Origin of the sequence: Micromonospora cathayae, from assembly GCF_028993575.1 — a bacterium.
Classification (GTDB): Bacteria; Actinomycetota; Actinomycetes; order Mycobacteriales; family Micromonosporaceae; genus Micromonospora; species Micromonospora cathayae.
This window is the reverse complement of the sequence record NZ_CP118615.1, coordinates 5,876,491-5,891,105: the sequence shown is the minus strand read 5'-3', so window position 1 is coordinate 5,891,105 and position 14,615 is coordinate 5,876,491. Positions and strand designations below refer to the sequence as shown.

The window sequence follows — 14,615 nt, the reverse complement described above, 5'->3', positions numbered from 1 at the left end:
AGGGGCCGGGGCGTTCACAGGGTGAGGTTGTCGGCGGTGGCGACGCGGTCGGAGTCGGCGGGCAGCTCCCGGGCGACGCCCTCCTCGACACAGCCGGTGTGCAGCAGCGTGGAGGTGGCGCCGAAGGCGGCGTCGGTGAGCGTCAGCCGGCCGCCGGTGAACCGCGAGCCGACGGCCCGGTACCGGTTGACGCCGGTGTCCAGCCGTACGTGGGCGGTGCCCGGGTCGGCTGCGGTGCTGGTGTAGTCGCCCAGCTCCACGCGGACCGCCCCGGGGCCGGCGGCCCGGGTCAGCAGCGCCCGCCGGGCGTTGGTGCCGGCGAACACCGCGCCGCCGCCGACGGCGAGGCGCTGGTCGCGGACGGCGGACAGCTCGATGCCGGTGTCGGTCAGGGTGCCGCCGTGGATCACCACCTGCGCCGCGCCGACCAGCAGCGGGGCGGCCCCGGGTGACCCGGTGAGCGTGCAGTCGGTGAGGTGCACCGGACCGGAGCCGCGCAGGATCGCCCCGTCCAGGCCCCGGAAGGTGGTACGCACGAAGTGCACCGGGTTGCTGACCGGGGTCTGCACGACGACCGTGCCGGCGGGCTGATCGAAGTCGCAGTCGGCGACGACGGTGGGTCGGCGGGAGCGGGTGGAGCGTTGGGCGATGCTCAACGTCCGTGCCGAGCAGCCGCGTAGCTGCGCGCCGTCGGCGTTGATCTGGAGCGTGCCGGCCGGGTCGAAGGTGGAGCGGGCGATCACCCGCACGTCCTCCAGCGTCAGGTCGGTGATCTTGGTGCCGGCGACGAACCAGGAGCAGACGTGCCGGCGGACGGTGATCCGCTTGGCGCTGATGCCCCACTGGCCACCGCTGTTGGCGATGTCCATCAGACCGGAGTTGCCGGTGAAGACCAGGTCGTGCTCGTACTGGCCGTGGGTGGTGAACGGGTTGCCCCCGGCGTCGTCGCCGTCGCCGTGGCAGTTCTCCACCGTGCAGTACGCCGAGGCGGTCCAGTCGTTGAGGTGCCGGACATTGGAGGTGCGGCAGTCCACGACGTGCCCGTACAGGCAGTAGATCTGCTGGGTGAGGTAGCCGGCGCCGCCGTACATCACGGTCGGGGGGTTGGTCAGGACGCAGCCGGCGGTGGTGAAGTGGGTACACCAGCGGCGCATGATCACCGGCCACCAGGTGCCGGTGGCGTCGATACCGGAGACGTCGCAGCGCACCGCGTACTCGTAGGCGACCGGGTGGGAGCCGCTGTACTCGCGGTCGTCCGGGCCGGAGCCGGGGTATTCGCCGGTGAAGGCCACGTGGCCCCGGAAGACCATGTTCCGGACGTGGGCGCGTTGGACCGGCTCGACCCGGCGCCAGGTGATGGTGCGGCCGGGCTCCAGAGGCCATCCGTTGAGGTAGCCCACCCGGATGTGGGTGCCGTCGACGATCTGGGTGACCTGGACCATCTTCTGCAGCTCCCGCTCGTCGGCGCCGGTGAGGGAGTCGCTGGTGGCCGTCCACCACTGCCCGACGGTGAACCGGCGGGAGTCGGGCACCGGGAACACGTCGGTCAGTTCGGGCACGGTCTCGGTGAGGGTGTGCGTGATCACCGTGTCGGTGACGGTGCCGCGGAAGAAGAGCACCGCGCCGAACGGGTTGTCGTGGGTGTTGCGTTCGATGCCGTCGGTGTGCACGGTGTGCCCGCCGAAGTCCAGCTCGACGTCACTGCGGCCGAACGTGTGCCGCTTGACGAAGCGCAGGTCGGTGTGGGCCTCGATCCGCCGGATCGCCGGATCGGCGACCATCGCGGCCAGCGCGGCGTCGGCGGGGGTGTCCCGGCCGAAGATCCCGAACCGTCGGAAGTCACCGATCCCGTCGTGCAGGGCCAGCCACCGGCCGCGCGGTCTCCGGTACGGGTCGTGCACGGTGCCGCCGTTGGCGGGGGCGGTGCTGGTGGGGTCCCAGCGCAGCAGTCCGCCGCCGCCGTCGCCGGGGGTGTGGTAGCCGACGACCCGTACCAGGCCGCGGGCCGTCAGCGTGGCGGGAGCGACGGTGGACAGGCCGGTGACGGTGTCGACGCACGGGACCTGGTCCCGGGGAGTGAGTGTGGACGTGCCGAGTAGACCCATGTCGAGCCTCAACCTTCGCGGGCCAGCCGTCCGAGTGGCGTCGGACGGCGGTGCTGGGGGTCCGCGGGCGTCACGGGACGCCGCGGTGCGGGGGAAGGTCGGGCAAACGCGCGAGGCGCGCAGGCGGCGGAGCTGCTGACCGGAACGCCCGGCGCCGGGGCTGCGGCGCGTCGGGAGTCAGCTGTTCGCCCGAGGTGGTCGCGGCCGGGGGCCGCGACCCGCCGTGACCTGGGTCGCGGCGTTGGCGGGAACGTTAAACAGCTGGTGAAGCGGCTGTCAAGGGGTGGCGTCGGCCGGGATGTGGCCGAGTCGGGCGGAGACGGCCTCGGCGGTCTGCCGCACCTGACGTCCCAGTTCCTGGTAGCGCCAACTGGGCAGACCCAGCTTCAGCCCGGTCACGCTGATCGCGCCGCAGCACCGCCCGGTGTGGTCGCGCAGGGCGCTGCCGATGCAGAACACCCCCTCGGCGTCCTCCTCGTCGTCGAGGGCGTACCCGGCCTTGCGGACGTCGTCGAGGTGGGCCAGGAGCGAGTCCAGGTCGGTGATGGTGTGGTCGGTGCGCCGGGGCAGCCCGACGCGACCGATCAGTTCGGTGACCTGCGGTGTGGACATCTCGGCCAGCAGGGCCTTGCCCAGTCCGGTGCAGTGCGGCAGTTCGCGGGTGCCCATCCGCAGCTCGATCTGGATGCGCTCGCCGTTGCTGACCTGGTCGATGACGACGGCGTGGGCGCCCTCGGGGACGGCCAGCCGGGAGCTGAGCCCGGTCTCGCGGGTCAGCGCGGCCAGCATCGGGCGGGCGATGTCCCGCAGCGAGAGTTGCTGTTGGGCGCGGACGCCGAGGCGCGCGAGCGCCATCCCGAGGCGGTAGCGACGGTTCATCCCCTCGCCGTCGTCGGCGGCCAGGCCGTGGTGGCACAGGGTGTGCAGGGTGGCGAACGCGGCGCTCTTGGACAGCCCGCAGGTGGCGGCGACGTCGGTGACGCTCAGCCCTTCGCCGGGGGCGGCGGCCGCCAGCACCTCCAGCACCATGGCCGCGCGGCTGACGCTGCGCACCAGGTAGCGGGAGGCGTCCCCGTCTTCGGTGGTGGTCATGGTCCTTCTTTCGGTCAGGGCGGGCCGGGCGTGTTCGCCATGGCCGAACAGAGTAACAAACCTGTTCGGGAAATGGTCGGTGGTCGTGTTGACCTTCGCGATCAGGCGTGCATAGTATGCCGAACATCGTTCGGTAATGCCGAACACTGTTTCGAGAATCGACAGGTACCTCCCGCGGCGGAACAACCGCGGCGTCCCGACCGGGCTGGGTCGCGACGCCGCACCGATGAGGAGAAGGTGTGACTTCACGACCGGCCCCCACGGGGGCCACCCTCGCCGAGCGCGCCCGCCGGGTCATCCCCGGCGGCGTCAACAGCGGGCAGCGCAGCATCCCGGGCCTCACCGAGCTGGTGATCGCCCGCGCCTCCGGCGCACACTTCTGGGACGCCGACGGACGCCGGTACACCGACTACCACGCGGCGTTCGGGCCGCCCCTGCTCGGCCACAACGACGCCGACGTCAACGCCGCCGTCGCCGAGGCCGGCACCCGGCTGGACCTGTGCGGCGTGGCGGTGACCGACGGCGAGGTCCACCTCGCCGAGACCCTCGTCGACCTGGTCCCGAGCATCGAGAAGGTGCTGCTGACCAGCACCGGGAGCGAGGCCACCTTCCACGCCCTGCGGGTCGCCCGCGCCGCCACCGGCCGTCGCCTGGTGGTCAAGTTCCAGGGCTGCTACCACGGCTGGCACGACGCGGTCAGCCTCAACGTCATCTCCGCACCGGACCGGGTGGGCCGGCCCGACCCGATCTCCACCGGGATCCTGCCCGAGGTCCTCGACGCCACCCTCGTGCTGCGCTTCAACGACGTGGCCGCCGTCCGGGCCGCCTTCGCCGCCCACGGCGACGACATCGCCGCCGTCATCGTCGAGCCGGTGCCGCACAACGTCGGCTGCCTCCTGCCCGACCAGGAGTTCCTCGTCGCGCTGCGGGACGAGTGCACCCGGGCCGGCAGCGTCCTGGTCTTCGACGAGGTCATCACCGGCTTCCGGCACGACCTCGGCGGCTGGCAGAAGATCAGCGGCGTCGTCCCCGACCTCACCACCCTCGGCAAGGCCATCGCCAACGGCTACCCGATCGGCGCCCTCGGCGGTCGGGCCGACCTGATGGACCTGTTCAGCACCCGCCCCGGCGCCCCCGCCTTCTTCGCCGGCACCTACAACGGGCACCCCGCCGTGGTCGCCGCCGCCCTCGCCACCCTCGACAAGCTGCGTACCGAGCCGGTGCACGAGCACGTCTACCGGCTCGGCGAACGGGCCCGCCAGGGCATCACCGACGTTCTCGCCGACCTCGGCGTACCCGCCGTGGTCACCGGCCACGGCTCCGTCTTCGTGACCTACTTCATGCCCGGCCCGGTACCGCGCACCTACGACGACCTGCTGCGCAACGATGCCGGCATGTTCATCGGGTACCGCCGCCGGATGCGCGAGCACGGCATCTTCGAGCTGCCGCTGAACCTCAAGCGCAACCACGTCTCGTACGCCCACACCGACGCCGACATCGACCACCTGGTCGAGGCGACCGGAGTGGCCGTCCGCGACACCCTCGCCGCCGGTGGCGTCACCGAGCTGGCCGGCACCGCCACCATGGGGGGCGCGACCACCGGCGGGGAAGGACGCAACTGATGCTGACCATCGACAAGACGCGACCGGTCGGCCCCGCCGGCCGGATCAGCCGGGTGGAGACGCTCACCCTGGGCACCGCCTGGCGCGACTTCTCGTACGTGCGGGTACACACCGACGCCGGGCTCACCGGCGTCGGCGAGATCACCCATCCCTACCGCGCACGGGAGACCTGCCAGCTCGCCGAGGCGATGGCCGGACGGCACCTGGTCGGCGCCGACCCGTTCGACGTCGAGGAGATCTGGCTGCGCATGTACCAGGGGGACTACCTGCGCGGCGGTGACATCGGCGGGATCGTCGTCTCCGGCGTCGACCAGGCCCTCTACGACCTCATGGGCAAGGCCCTCGGGGTGCCCGCGTACCGCCTCACCGGCGGAGCCTGCCGCGACCGCGTCCGGGTGTACGCCAACGGCTGGTACACCGGGGAGCGGGAGCCCGAGACGTTCGCCGAACGGGCCGTCGCCACCGTCGCCAAGGGCTACACCGCGCTGAAGTTCGACCCGTTCGGCGCGGGGCTCGGGGAGCTGTCCCGCACCGAACTGCGCCGCTCGGTCGACATCGTCGCCGCCGTCCGCGCCGCCGTCGGACCCGGCATCGAGCTGTTCGTCGAGGGGCACGCCCGCTTCGCCATGCACACCGCCGCCCGGTTGGTCCGCGAGCTGGAGCCGTTCGACCTCGGCTGGTTCGAGGAGCCGCTGCCGTGGACGCACATCGAGCGGTACGCCGAGCTGCGCGCCCGCGCCACCATGCCGATCTCCGGCGGCGAGCACTTCCACAACCGCTACGAGTACGCCCGGCTGTTCGCCACCAACGCGGTCGACATCATCCAGCCCGACCTGTCCATGGCCGGCGGCTTCACCGAGGTGCGCAAGCTCGCCGCCATCGCCGACCAGCACGCCATGGTGGTCGCCCCGCACAACTCCAACTCCCCGCTGTGCACCACCGCCTCGGTGCACGCCGTCCTCGGGATGCCCAACTTCAAGATCCTGGAGACGTTCGACGGCCTGCTGGAGGACTACGTCTTCGACGCCGTACGCGGTGCCCTGCCGGTGGTCGACGGGCACATCGCGCTGCCCACCGCCCCCGGTCTCGGCATCGACCTGGTCGACGAGGTGTTCGCCGAGCACCCGCCGAGCCACGGCTTCTGGAACATGTTCGCCGAGGGGTGGGAGAAGCGGGACCGCCGATGATCGTCGATGTGCACTCGCACCTGTTCGACTGCCCGGACCACGTCGGCGACCCGTTCGCCGCCGAGGCGTCCCGGGCGCACGGCGGTGACGTCGACCTGACGGTGCGGTGGTCGGAGTACGCGGCCACCGCACCGGCGGGCACCAGGACCATCGTGGTGGGCGGCAAGGCCCGCCGCTGCGGCCTCTGGGTCGACGACCGGGCGGTGGCGGCGTACGTCGCGGCCCACCCCGACCGGCTGGTCGGCTACCTCGCCCTGGACCCCACCCAGCCCGGCTGGCGCGACGAGCTGGAACACGGCCATCGCGACCTCGGCCTGCGGGGCATCAAGCTGATGCCGATGTACGCCGGGTTCGACCCCGCCGACCCCGCCTACGACGACCTGTACGCCTACGCCACGCGGCACGGCCTACCGCTGCTGGTGCACACCGGCACCACCTTCGTGTCCACCGCGCCGCTGCGCTTCGCCCTTCCGGTACACCTCGACGAGGTGGCGATCCGCCACCCGGAGCTGCGGATGGTGCTGGCCCACCTCGGCCACCCGTACGAGGGGGAGTGCATCGCGGTCGTCCGCAAGCACCGGCACGTCTACGCCGACGTCTCCGCGCTGCACTACCGCCCGTTCCAACTCTGGCACAGCCTCCGGCTGGTCCAGGACTACGGCGTCTGGCACAAACTGCTGTTCGGCAGCGACTACCCGTTCACCACCGTCGACGCCTCCATCGAGGGGCTGCGGGCGGTGGGCCGGGTCCCGGGCATCCCCGGGCTCGACCCGCTCGACACCGAGCAGATCGAGGCGCTGATCCACCGCCCGTCGCTCGACCTGTTGGGGTTGGCATGACGACCGTCCCGCCCTCCTTCGACCTGTCCGGTCGGCTGGCCGTCGTGACCGGCGCCGCCGGCGGTCTCGGCACCGCGTTCTCGGTCGGCCTCGCCTCGGCCGGCGCCGACCTGGTGGTGGTGGACCGGCCCGGCGTCGACCTCGGCCCGGTCGTGGCCGCGGTGACCGGGCACGGTCGCGCCTGCCATCCGTACCCGCTGGACCTGGCCGACACCACGGCGATCACCCCGTGGGTCGACCGGGTACGCCGCGACCTGGGTCCGGTACACATCCTGGTGAACAACGCCGGCGTGGCCCGCCTGGAGCACTTCAACGAGATCACCGTCGACGCCTGGCGTGAGGTGATGCGAGTGAACGTGGACGCGGTCTTCTTCCTCGCCCAACGCCTCGCCGAGCACATGATCGCCGACGGCGTGCCGGGACGCATCGTCAACATCTCCTCGAAGAACGGCCTGGTCGCCGAGGCGGGACTGGCCCACTACAACGCCTCGAAGGGCGCGGTCGAGCTGCTCACCCGGTCGCTCGCCGCCGAGTTGGGGCCGCACGGGATCACCGCCAACACCATCGCGCCCGGGATGATCGCCACCCCCATCGACGGCGAGTTCCCCCTGGACCGGCAGGCGTTCGAGGCCGCCTGGGCGGAGCGGATCCCGCTGCGCGGCGGCTACGGCGTGCCGGAGGACTGCGTCGGCGCGTTGCTGTTGCTGGCCTCCGACGCCGGCCGCTACCTCAACGGCACCCACCTGGTCGTCGACGGGGGAGTGCTCGCCGACCAGATGCCGCGACTGCGGTTCATGCCCCCCTACCGCGGCACCGTCTGATCGACCGGCCGGGCGGCACCTCTTCCCGTGGCCGGGGTGTCGGAAACGGTGCCCGTCCCCGCTCAGCTCCGCTCGTAGACCAGCGTCGCGCCGATCCAGGTCTGCCCGACGGTCAGCGCGGCGAGCCCCTCCGGTCCGGTCTCCAACGGGTCGGCGGAGAGGACGACGAAGTCGGCGAACTTGCCCACCTCGAGCGAGCCGAGCCGGTCCTCCCAGCCGATCGAGAAGGCCGCCCACTCGGTGTACATCCGCAGCGCCTCCTCGACGCTGACCGCCTCCCCGGCGGCCAGCACGTCACCGTCGTTGGTGCGCCGGGTGACGGCGGCCCGCATCGCCGGGAACGGGTCGTGCTGGTCCTCGGTGATGCCGATCGCGTCGGAGTTGCCCGGGATGGGCAACCCGTGGTCGATCAGGGTCCGGAACGGCATCACCGTGCCGATCCGGTCGGTGCCCAGATGCGCCACGTACCCGGCGGCGGTGGTCATGATGAAGGCCGGCTGCGGTACGGGTACCACGCCGGAGGCGGCCAGCCGCTTGATCCGCTCGTCGGTCATGAACATGTTGCCGGCGTGCTCGATGCGGTGCCGGGCGACCCCGTGCCGCCCGGTCGGCAGCGCCAACGCGCCGTCGAGCGCCTGGTCGAGGGCACGGTCACCGATCGCGTGCATGGCGATCTGAAGTCCGGCGTCGTCGGCGGTGGCGATCAGGTCGGCGACCTCCCGGTCGGTGAAGGCGAGTTCGCCGCGGTAGCCGGGCTGGCCGGGGTAGTCGGCGTGCAGGGCGGCCGCCCCGGCGGTGAGCCCGCCGTCCAGGAACACCTTGAAGCCGGCCATCCTGAGGTGGTCCGGGTCGAGGGCGTCGATGTGCTGCCGGGTGCGGCCGGTGCGGACGTCCTCGGCCGACACCACCGCCTCCAGCTTCGGGTACACGGCGGCACGCAGCACCAGGCCGCCGTCGGCGGCGAGAGCGGCGATCGCCTCCAGCCCGGCGCGGTGCAGGGGGATGTCGCCGACGGTGGTGACCCCGACGGCGAGGTACCGGTCCTGTACGCGTCGGATCGCCGCCGCGAGGTCCCCGACCGACGGCTGCGGGCCGCCGAGCGGTTCGAACATGTCGTAGGTGCGGCCGGTGGCGACGCCGGTGTCCGGGTCCCGCTCGATCCGGCCGCCGGGCGCGTCCGGGGTGTCGTCGTCGACGCCCAGCAGGTCCAGGCCGAGCGAGTTGAAGACGTTGATGTGGTAGCTGGCCCGGTACATCACCGGGTGGACGGTGCTGACCCGGTCCAGGTCGTGCCGGTCGGGGTAGCGTCCCTCGGCGAGCTTGAGGTTCTGGTAGTGCTCACCCTGGCCGAGTACCCACTCGCCGGCCGGCGTGGCGGCGGCGCGGTCCGCGAGTACGGCGACGATCCCCTCGACGCTCGACACCCGGGACGAGCGGCAGTCGGCGGCGAGTTCCCAGGAGTAGGCGAGCAGCTCCAGGTGGGAGTGGCAGTCCACCAGTCCGGGGAGCACCACCGCACCGGCCAGGTCGACGACCCGTGCGTCCCCGGCGGCCGCGAGGATCTCACCGGTGGTCCCGATCGCCGTGATCCGGCCGTCCTCGGCGCGGAACGCCTCCGCGACGGTTCCGGCGCCGTCCATGGTGCGGATCCGGCCACCGACGAAGCACACGGTCTCTGTTGGCACTGCTCTACCTCTTTCTGGGCATGGTGGTGAGGCCGCCGTCGTGGGGGAGGGCCGACGGTGGCGGGTGGGGAGGTGCGTCAGCGGGCGGCGGGCAACTGCACGGTCTTGGTCTCCAGGTACTCCTCGACGCCGAGCCGGCCGCGTTCCCGTCCGAGGCCGCTGCTGCGCATCCCGCCGAACGGCAGGGCCGGCTCGCTGACCAGCGCGGTGTTGACGCCGACCGAGCCGGCCCGGAGCCGGCGGGCGACCGCGGTCGCGGCCCGTACGTCGCCGCCGAACACGTACGCCGCCAGGCCGTACTCGGTGGCGTTCGCCAACCGGACGGCCTCGTCGACGTCGGCGCAGCGGACCACGCTGAGCACCGGGCCGAAGAACTCCTCGCCGAGCACGGCGGGTTGGGTCCTGCCGTCGACGGTCAGCAGCGTCGGCGCGAGGAACGCGCTCGCGGCGTTCCCGGCCGTCCGGGTGCCGCCGGTGACGACGGTCGCGCCGTCGGCGACCGCCTCGGCGAGCTGTGCCTCGATCCGGCCCACGGCGGCGTGGTCGATGAGTGGACCCATGGTGGTCGCCGGGTCGCGCGGGTCGCCGGGGACGATCCGTTCGACGGCCGCGGTGAGTTCGGCGACGAGGTCACCGGCGTGCGACTCGACGACGTACACCCGGTTGACGGCCACGCAGGCCTGCCCGGCGTTGAGGAACCGGGCCCGGACCAGGTCCCGGGCGGTCTCAGTGACGTCCGCGTCGGGCAGCACCACGGCGGCGGCGTTGCCGCCGAGTTCGAGCAGTACCCGTTTGATCGACGAGGCGGCCTTGCGCATGACGAGTTCGCCGACCCGGCGGGACTCGGTGAGGCTGACGCAGGCGACCTCGGGGGCGTCCAGCAGGGCGTCGCTGACCCGTTGCGGGTCGCCGGCCACGACGACGTTCAGCACCCCCGGGGGCAGACCCGCCTCGGCGAAACAGCGGGCGATGGCCAGCGCGGTCAGTGGCGTCTGCGGGGCGGGTTTCAGGACGACCGGGCAGCCGGCGGCGAGCGCCGCGCCGACCTTGCAGGCCACCATGAACGCCGGGAAGTTCCACGGGGTGATCGCCAGGACCACCCCGACCGGTTCGTGCAGCACGAGGGCGTCCCGTCCGGGGGCGACGTCGGTCCAGGCCTCGCCGGGTAGCCGTAGCGTCTCGTGGCTGAACCACTCGAAGAAGCGGACCGTGTTGCGGGCTTCGCCGACCGCCTCGGCCAGCGGCTTGCCGGTCTCCGCGCTGATCAGTTCACCGATCGCCTCGACCCGCTCGGCGAGCAGGTCGGTGGCGCGGCGCAGGATCTCGAATCGCTGCCAGCCGGTCGCCGACGCCCAGCCGTCGAGGGCCGCCGCGGCGGCGGCGACCGCCGTGGTGGCAACTGCGGCGTCGGCGTCGGCGACCGCGCAGATGGTGGCACCGGTGGCCGGGTCGTGGACGTCGAAGGTGTCCGGGGAGCCTACCCACGAGCCGTCGATCCACGAGCCCGGACGGTCCCCGACGAGCCGGGCGACCAGGTCTGCCGGCCGGCTGCTCACGCGGTGTCCCCGGCGCAGGCGGCGTACGCGGCCTCGTCGACCGCCCCGGTCCACTCGACGTCACCGAAGTGCAGCACCAACTGGACCAGTTGGGCGGAGGCGGTGGCACCGTGCCAGTGTTCGACCCCGGGTTCGGTCCAGACCACGTCGCCGGGGCGCATCACCACCACCTCGCCGCCGCGTTCCTGGATCCAGCCCTCACCGGAGACGGTGTAGAGCATCTGGCCGCCCGGGTGCCGGTGCCAGTGGGTGCGGGAGCCGGGCGCGAAGAACATGTTGAGGGCACGGGTGCCGCCGTCGGCCAGGACGATGTCCGACCAGACCTGTCCGGTCGTGGTCGCCGGCCGCATGGCCGACACCCGGTCGGCGGGAATGCCTCGTCCGATGATCATCGTGCTCCTCCGGTGCGTGGGTGCGGTCGCTCGGTGCCGTGGCGCAGGTCGGCCAGGACGCGGTTGCTGGCGTTGTAGCCGGTGACGCCGCTCATGAAGTTGCCCGGCCAGTTGCCGACGCCGGTCAGGTAGAGCCCCTCGACCGGGGTCCGGTAGTCGGCGCAGCCCGGGATCGGGCGGGAGTCGAAGATGTGTCCGGGCACGATGTCGCCGTGCGCGCCGTTGCCCTCGACGAGGGCGAACTCGCGTTCGAGGTCCAGCGGCGAGTAGACGTGCACGCCGGCCAGGATCCCGGACAGGTTGGGGATGTGCTGTGCCAACGTGTCGACCACGGCCTTGCCCAGGTCGTCGCGCTGCTCGTCCCAGGTGCCCTCGGCGAGGTGGTAGGGGACGCCCCGGACGCTGATGCTCACGAAGTGGCAGCCGGGTGGGGTCAGCGAGGGGTCGTGCGCCGAGTCGATCATCGCGGTGATCGTGGGCCGCCGGCTCCAGCGGCCGAGCACCGCCTCGTTGTAGGCGTTCTGGAGCACGTCGATGCTGGCCGCGATCCGGAAGTTGGTGCCGAGGAAGAGGCGGTTCTCTGCCTCGTCCCGGGCGGCGGCGAACCGGGGGGTGCCGTCCAGCGCGAGGTGGACCTTGGCGGAGGTGCCCTTCATGCTGACCGACCTGGCCATGTCGTACAGGTCCGCCCCGATGTCCTCGGGCCCGACCAGTTCGGTCAGGGTCAGTTTCGGGTTGGCGTTGGAGACGACCCGGGGGGCGCGGAACTCGCGGCCGTCGCGCAGCGCGACCCCGACGACCCGCTGGTTCGCGCAGATGATCCGGTCGACCGGCGCGCCGGTGAGGATGGTGGCGCCGTGGGCGCGGGCGGAGGCGGCCATCGCGGCGGTCACCGCGCCGATGCCGCCCAGCGGCGCGGCGTTGCGCATCATCAGCTCGTTGTCGTCGTGGCTGCCGACGCCGCGCAGCGACTCCTCCCACAGCGGTCGCTGGAGCAGCAGGTAGCCGCTGCCCGGGGTGCGCGGGCCGACGAAGTTGGTGGCGACCGCGGTGCCGGCGAAGAACGCCTGGAGCTGGGGCGACGACAGCCGCTCCTCGAGGATGTCGGCGACCGGACCGAACATGATCGACTCGAAGTCGCGGCGCTGGCGCGGGGTGGTGAACCGGGCGGCCACCTCGGCGAACGACGGCGGCGGGTCGTAGAAGGAGACCCTCATCTGCCGGGCTACCGAGGCGTACAGGGCGATGACCGAGGCGTAGCCGTCGAGGTCGGCCTCCCCGTGCGCGAACTGCGCCATGGTCGCCCGGCGCTGGGCCCGGTCGGGCCAGGCCGGCAGGGCCCGGCCGTCCTCGAAGAGGGTCAGCGAGCCCAGCGGCGGGTGGGCGAAGCGCAGGCCGTACCGCTCCAGTTCGAGTTCCCGGACGATGCGGGGATCGAGACTGTGGCTGGCGTTGGCCACGCTGCTGCCCCGGTAGCCCGGGAAGATCTCCTCGGTGACGCAGGTGCCGCCCACGATGTCGCGGCGTTCCACGGCGAGTACCCGCAGACCCGCCCGGGCCAGGTAGCCGGTGGCGACCAGGCCGCTGTGTCCGGTCCCGACGACGATGACGTCGTACGCCTGCTCCATTCCGTTCTCCCCCTCCTCGCGTCGCGGTCGCCGGTCAGCCCAGCGCGGTGATACGCCGGGCCGCGATGCGCCAGCCGGTGTCGGTGCGGGTGACGGTGTCGCGGTAGACCGCGGCGGTGACGACGCCGCCGGCCCGCAGGGCGAGCGCCTTGCTGACGCACTCGGCGGTGTCGCCGTCGACGGGGTCCACCACCACGTTGGTGATGTGGTGGCTGATCGCGGGCGTGGTGATCGCGGTGAACGCGGCGATCACCTCGTCGAGCCCGTTGGCGGTGAGCCGACCCGGATTGTCGAAGGTGATCCCGGGCGCGAAGACCTCGCCGAGCCGGTCGTACTCGTGGCTGTCGAGGAGGTAGGCGACCCGGTTGAGGAGGTCCTCGATCGCTCGGGTGTCGGCGGGGGTGACGGGCTGATCGGTCACTGGACTCCTTCATGAGTTCCGCACAGTGGAAGTCTGACTTCCGTACCATAGGATGCCCTCGAATCCGGACGCGGTCAAGCGCCACCAGGGCGTCCGCGGGAGCGGCCGGAGACCCACCCCGAAGGAGACCCCGAATGACCATGCGCGTACCGGCCCGGGCGGACCGGACCTGGGTCGACGAGGCGATCCGCCGCGTCGAGGCCGACGCCAACCGCAGTTCCGACACCCACCTCCTGCCGTTCGAGCTGCCCGGCCGGCACGGTGTCGACCTGTACCTCAAGGACGAGTCCTCGCACCCGACCGGCAGCCTGAAGCACCGGCTTGCCCGCTCGCTCTTCCTGTACGCGCTCTGCAACGGCTGGATCGGCCCGACCACGACCGTGGTGGAGGCGTCCAGCGGCTCCACCGCGGTCTCCGAGGCGTACTTCGCCCGGCTGCTGGGCCTGCCGTTCGTCGCCGTGGTCCCGGCCGGGACCAGCCCGGCCAAGGTCGCGCTGATCGAGTGGCACGGCGGGCGCTGCCAGGTGGTGGACCACGCGGGGCAGGTGTACGACGAGGCGCGGCGGCTCGCCGCCGAACTGGGCGGCCACTACCTCGACCAGTTCACCTACGCCGAGCGGGCCACCGACTGGCGCGGCAACAACAACATCGCCGAGTCGATCTTCGAGCAGATGTCCGGCGAGGCGCATCCGGTGCCGGCCTGGATCGTCGCCAGCGCCGGGACCGGCGGTACCGCGGCCACCATCGGGCGCTACCTGCGCTACCGGCGGCACCCCACCCGGCTGCTGGTGTCGGATCCGGAGCACTCGGTCTTCCTGGACGCCTGGCGGCTCGGTGACCGTGGGCTGCGGTCGCCGAGGGGTTCCCGGATCGAGGGGATCGGTCGGCCCCGGGTGGAGCCGTCCTTCGTGCCCGAGGTGATCGACGAGATGGTCCGGGTGCCGGACGCGGCGTCGGTCGCGGCGATGCTGTGGACCTCGCGCCGGCTGGGCCGCCGGGTCGGACCGTCGACCGGCACCAGCATGTGGGCGACCCTCCGGCTGGTCGCCGGCCTGGAGTGCGAGGGGCGGCGGGGGAGCGTGGTCAGCCTGATCTGCGACGGCGGCGAGCGGTACGCCACCACGTACTACGACGCCGGCTGGCGGGCCGACCAGGGCATCGACGTGACGCCGTACCTGGCGGTGCTCGACGGCTACGAGCGCTCGGGCTCGCTCGCCGGGTTCGCCGAAAAGCCGGCTCAGGGCTCTTGACAGCCGGGCCGCCGGGC

12 protein-coding genes are annotated in these 14,615 nt (G+C 72.4%); 5 read left to right on the top strand and 7 right to left on the bottom strand.

What is annotated here, in order from left to right:
• Positions 1 to 14: 14 nt before the first annotated feature.
• On the bottom strand, positions 15 to 2,105 hold the full coding sequence (locus PVK37_RS25895) for a hypothetical protein (protein WP_275030424.1): 2,091 nt from the start codon (positions 2,103 to 2,105) through the stop codon (positions 15 to 17).
• A gap of 276 nt (positions 2,106 to 2,381) precedes the next feature.
• Positions 2,382 to 3,197 carry an IclR family transcriptional regulator gene (locus tag PVK37_RS25890; RefSeq protein WP_275030423.1) on the bottom strand — a complete coding sequence of 272 codons (816 nt, stop codon included), beginning with the start codon at positions 3,195 to 3,197 and terminating at the stop codon, positions 2,382 to 2,384.
• A 239-nt stretch (positions 3,198 to 3,436) separates the two neighbouring features.
• On the opposite strand from PVK37_RS25890, the gene PVK37_RS25885 reads away from it, so the two are divergent.
• Genes PVK37_RS25885 through PVK37_RS25870 form a run of 4 tightly spaced genes read left to right on the top strand, consistent with a single transcriptional unit; the run spans position 3,437 to position 7,666 of the window.
• The gene (locus PVK37_RS25885; protein WP_275030422.1) at positions 3,437 to 4,819 is read left to right on the top strand and encodes an aspartate aminotransferase family protein; all 1,383 of its coding nucleotides are present in this window, start codon (positions 3,437 to 3,439) and stop codon (positions 4,817 to 4,819) included.
• Positions 4,819 to 6,006, top strand: coding sequence for a mandelate racemase/muconate lactonizing enzyme family protein (locus tag PVK37_RS25880; RefSeq protein ID WP_275030421.1), 1,188 nt, complete (start codon positions 4,819 to 4,821; stop codon positions 6,004 to 6,006). The genes PVK37_RS25885 and PVK37_RS25880 overlap by 1 nt, the downstream gene beginning before the upstream one ends.
• Positions 6,003 to 6,845, top strand: a complete 843-nt coding sequence (locus PVK37_RS25875; RefSeq protein WP_275030420.1) for an amidohydrolase family protein — start codon at positions 6,003 to 6,005, stop codon at positions 6,843 to 6,845. The genes PVK37_RS25880 and PVK37_RS25875 overlap by 4 nt, the downstream gene beginning before the upstream one ends.
• Positions 6,842 to 7,666, top strand: a complete 825-nt coding sequence (locus PVK37_RS25870; protein WP_275030419.1) for an SDR family NAD(P)-dependent oxidoreductase — start codon at positions 6,842 to 6,844, stop codon at positions 7,664 to 7,666. The genes PVK37_RS25875 and PVK37_RS25870 overlap by 4 nt, the downstream gene beginning before the upstream one ends.
• Before the next feature lie 62 nt (positions 7,667 to 7,728).
• Here PVK37_RS25870 and PVK37_RS25865 read toward each other — a convergent pair whose 3' ends face one another.
• The 5 genes from PVK37_RS25865 to PVK37_RS25845 form a co-directional block, all read right to left on the bottom strand.
• The gene (locus tag PVK37_RS25865) at positions 7,729 to 9,351 is read right to left on the bottom strand and encodes an amidohydrolase (protein WP_275030418.1); all 1,623 of its coding nucleotides are present in this window, start codon (positions 9,349 to 9,351) and stop codon (positions 7,729 to 7,731) included.
• 77 nt (positions 9,352 to 9,428) lie between these two features.
• The gene (locus PVK37_RS25860; protein ID WP_275030417.1) at positions 9,429 to 10,907 is read right to left on the bottom strand and encodes an aldehyde dehydrogenase family protein; all 1,479 of its coding nucleotides are present in this window, start codon (positions 10,905 to 10,907) and stop codon (positions 9,429 to 9,431) included.
• On the bottom strand, positions 10,904 to 11,299 hold the full coding sequence (locus PVK37_RS25855) for a cupin domain-containing protein (RefSeq protein WP_275030416.1): 396 nt from the start codon (positions 11,297 to 11,299) through the stop codon (positions 10,904 to 10,906). Before PVK37_RS25855 ends, PVK37_RS25860 begins: the two co-directional genes overlap by 4 nt.
• The gene (locus PVK37_RS25850; protein WP_275030415.1) at positions 11,296 to 12,927 is read right to left on the bottom strand and encodes a phytoene desaturase family protein; all 1,632 of its coding nucleotides are present in this window, start codon (positions 12,925 to 12,927) and stop codon (positions 11,296 to 11,298) included. The genes PVK37_RS25855 and PVK37_RS25850 overlap by 4 nt, the downstream gene beginning before the upstream one ends.
• A gap of 34 nt (positions 12,928 to 12,961) precedes the next feature.
• Entirely contained in the window at positions 12,962 to 13,348 is a 387-nt protein-coding gene (locus PVK37_RS25845) for a nuclear transport factor 2 family protein (RefSeq protein ID WP_275030414.1), read from the bottom strand.
• Between the two features lie 134 nt (positions 13,349 to 13,482).
• Between PVK37_RS25845 and cds1 the strand changes: the two genes are divergently transcribed.
• Positions 13,483 to 14,598: an L-cysteine desulfhydrase Cds1 gene (gene cds1 / locus PVK37_RS25840; RefSeq protein WP_275030413.1), complete on the top strand. Its 1,116-nt coding sequence runs from the start codon at positions 13,483 to 13,485 to the stop codon at positions 14,596 to 14,598.
• Positions 14,599 to 14,615: the final 17 nt, after the last annotated feature.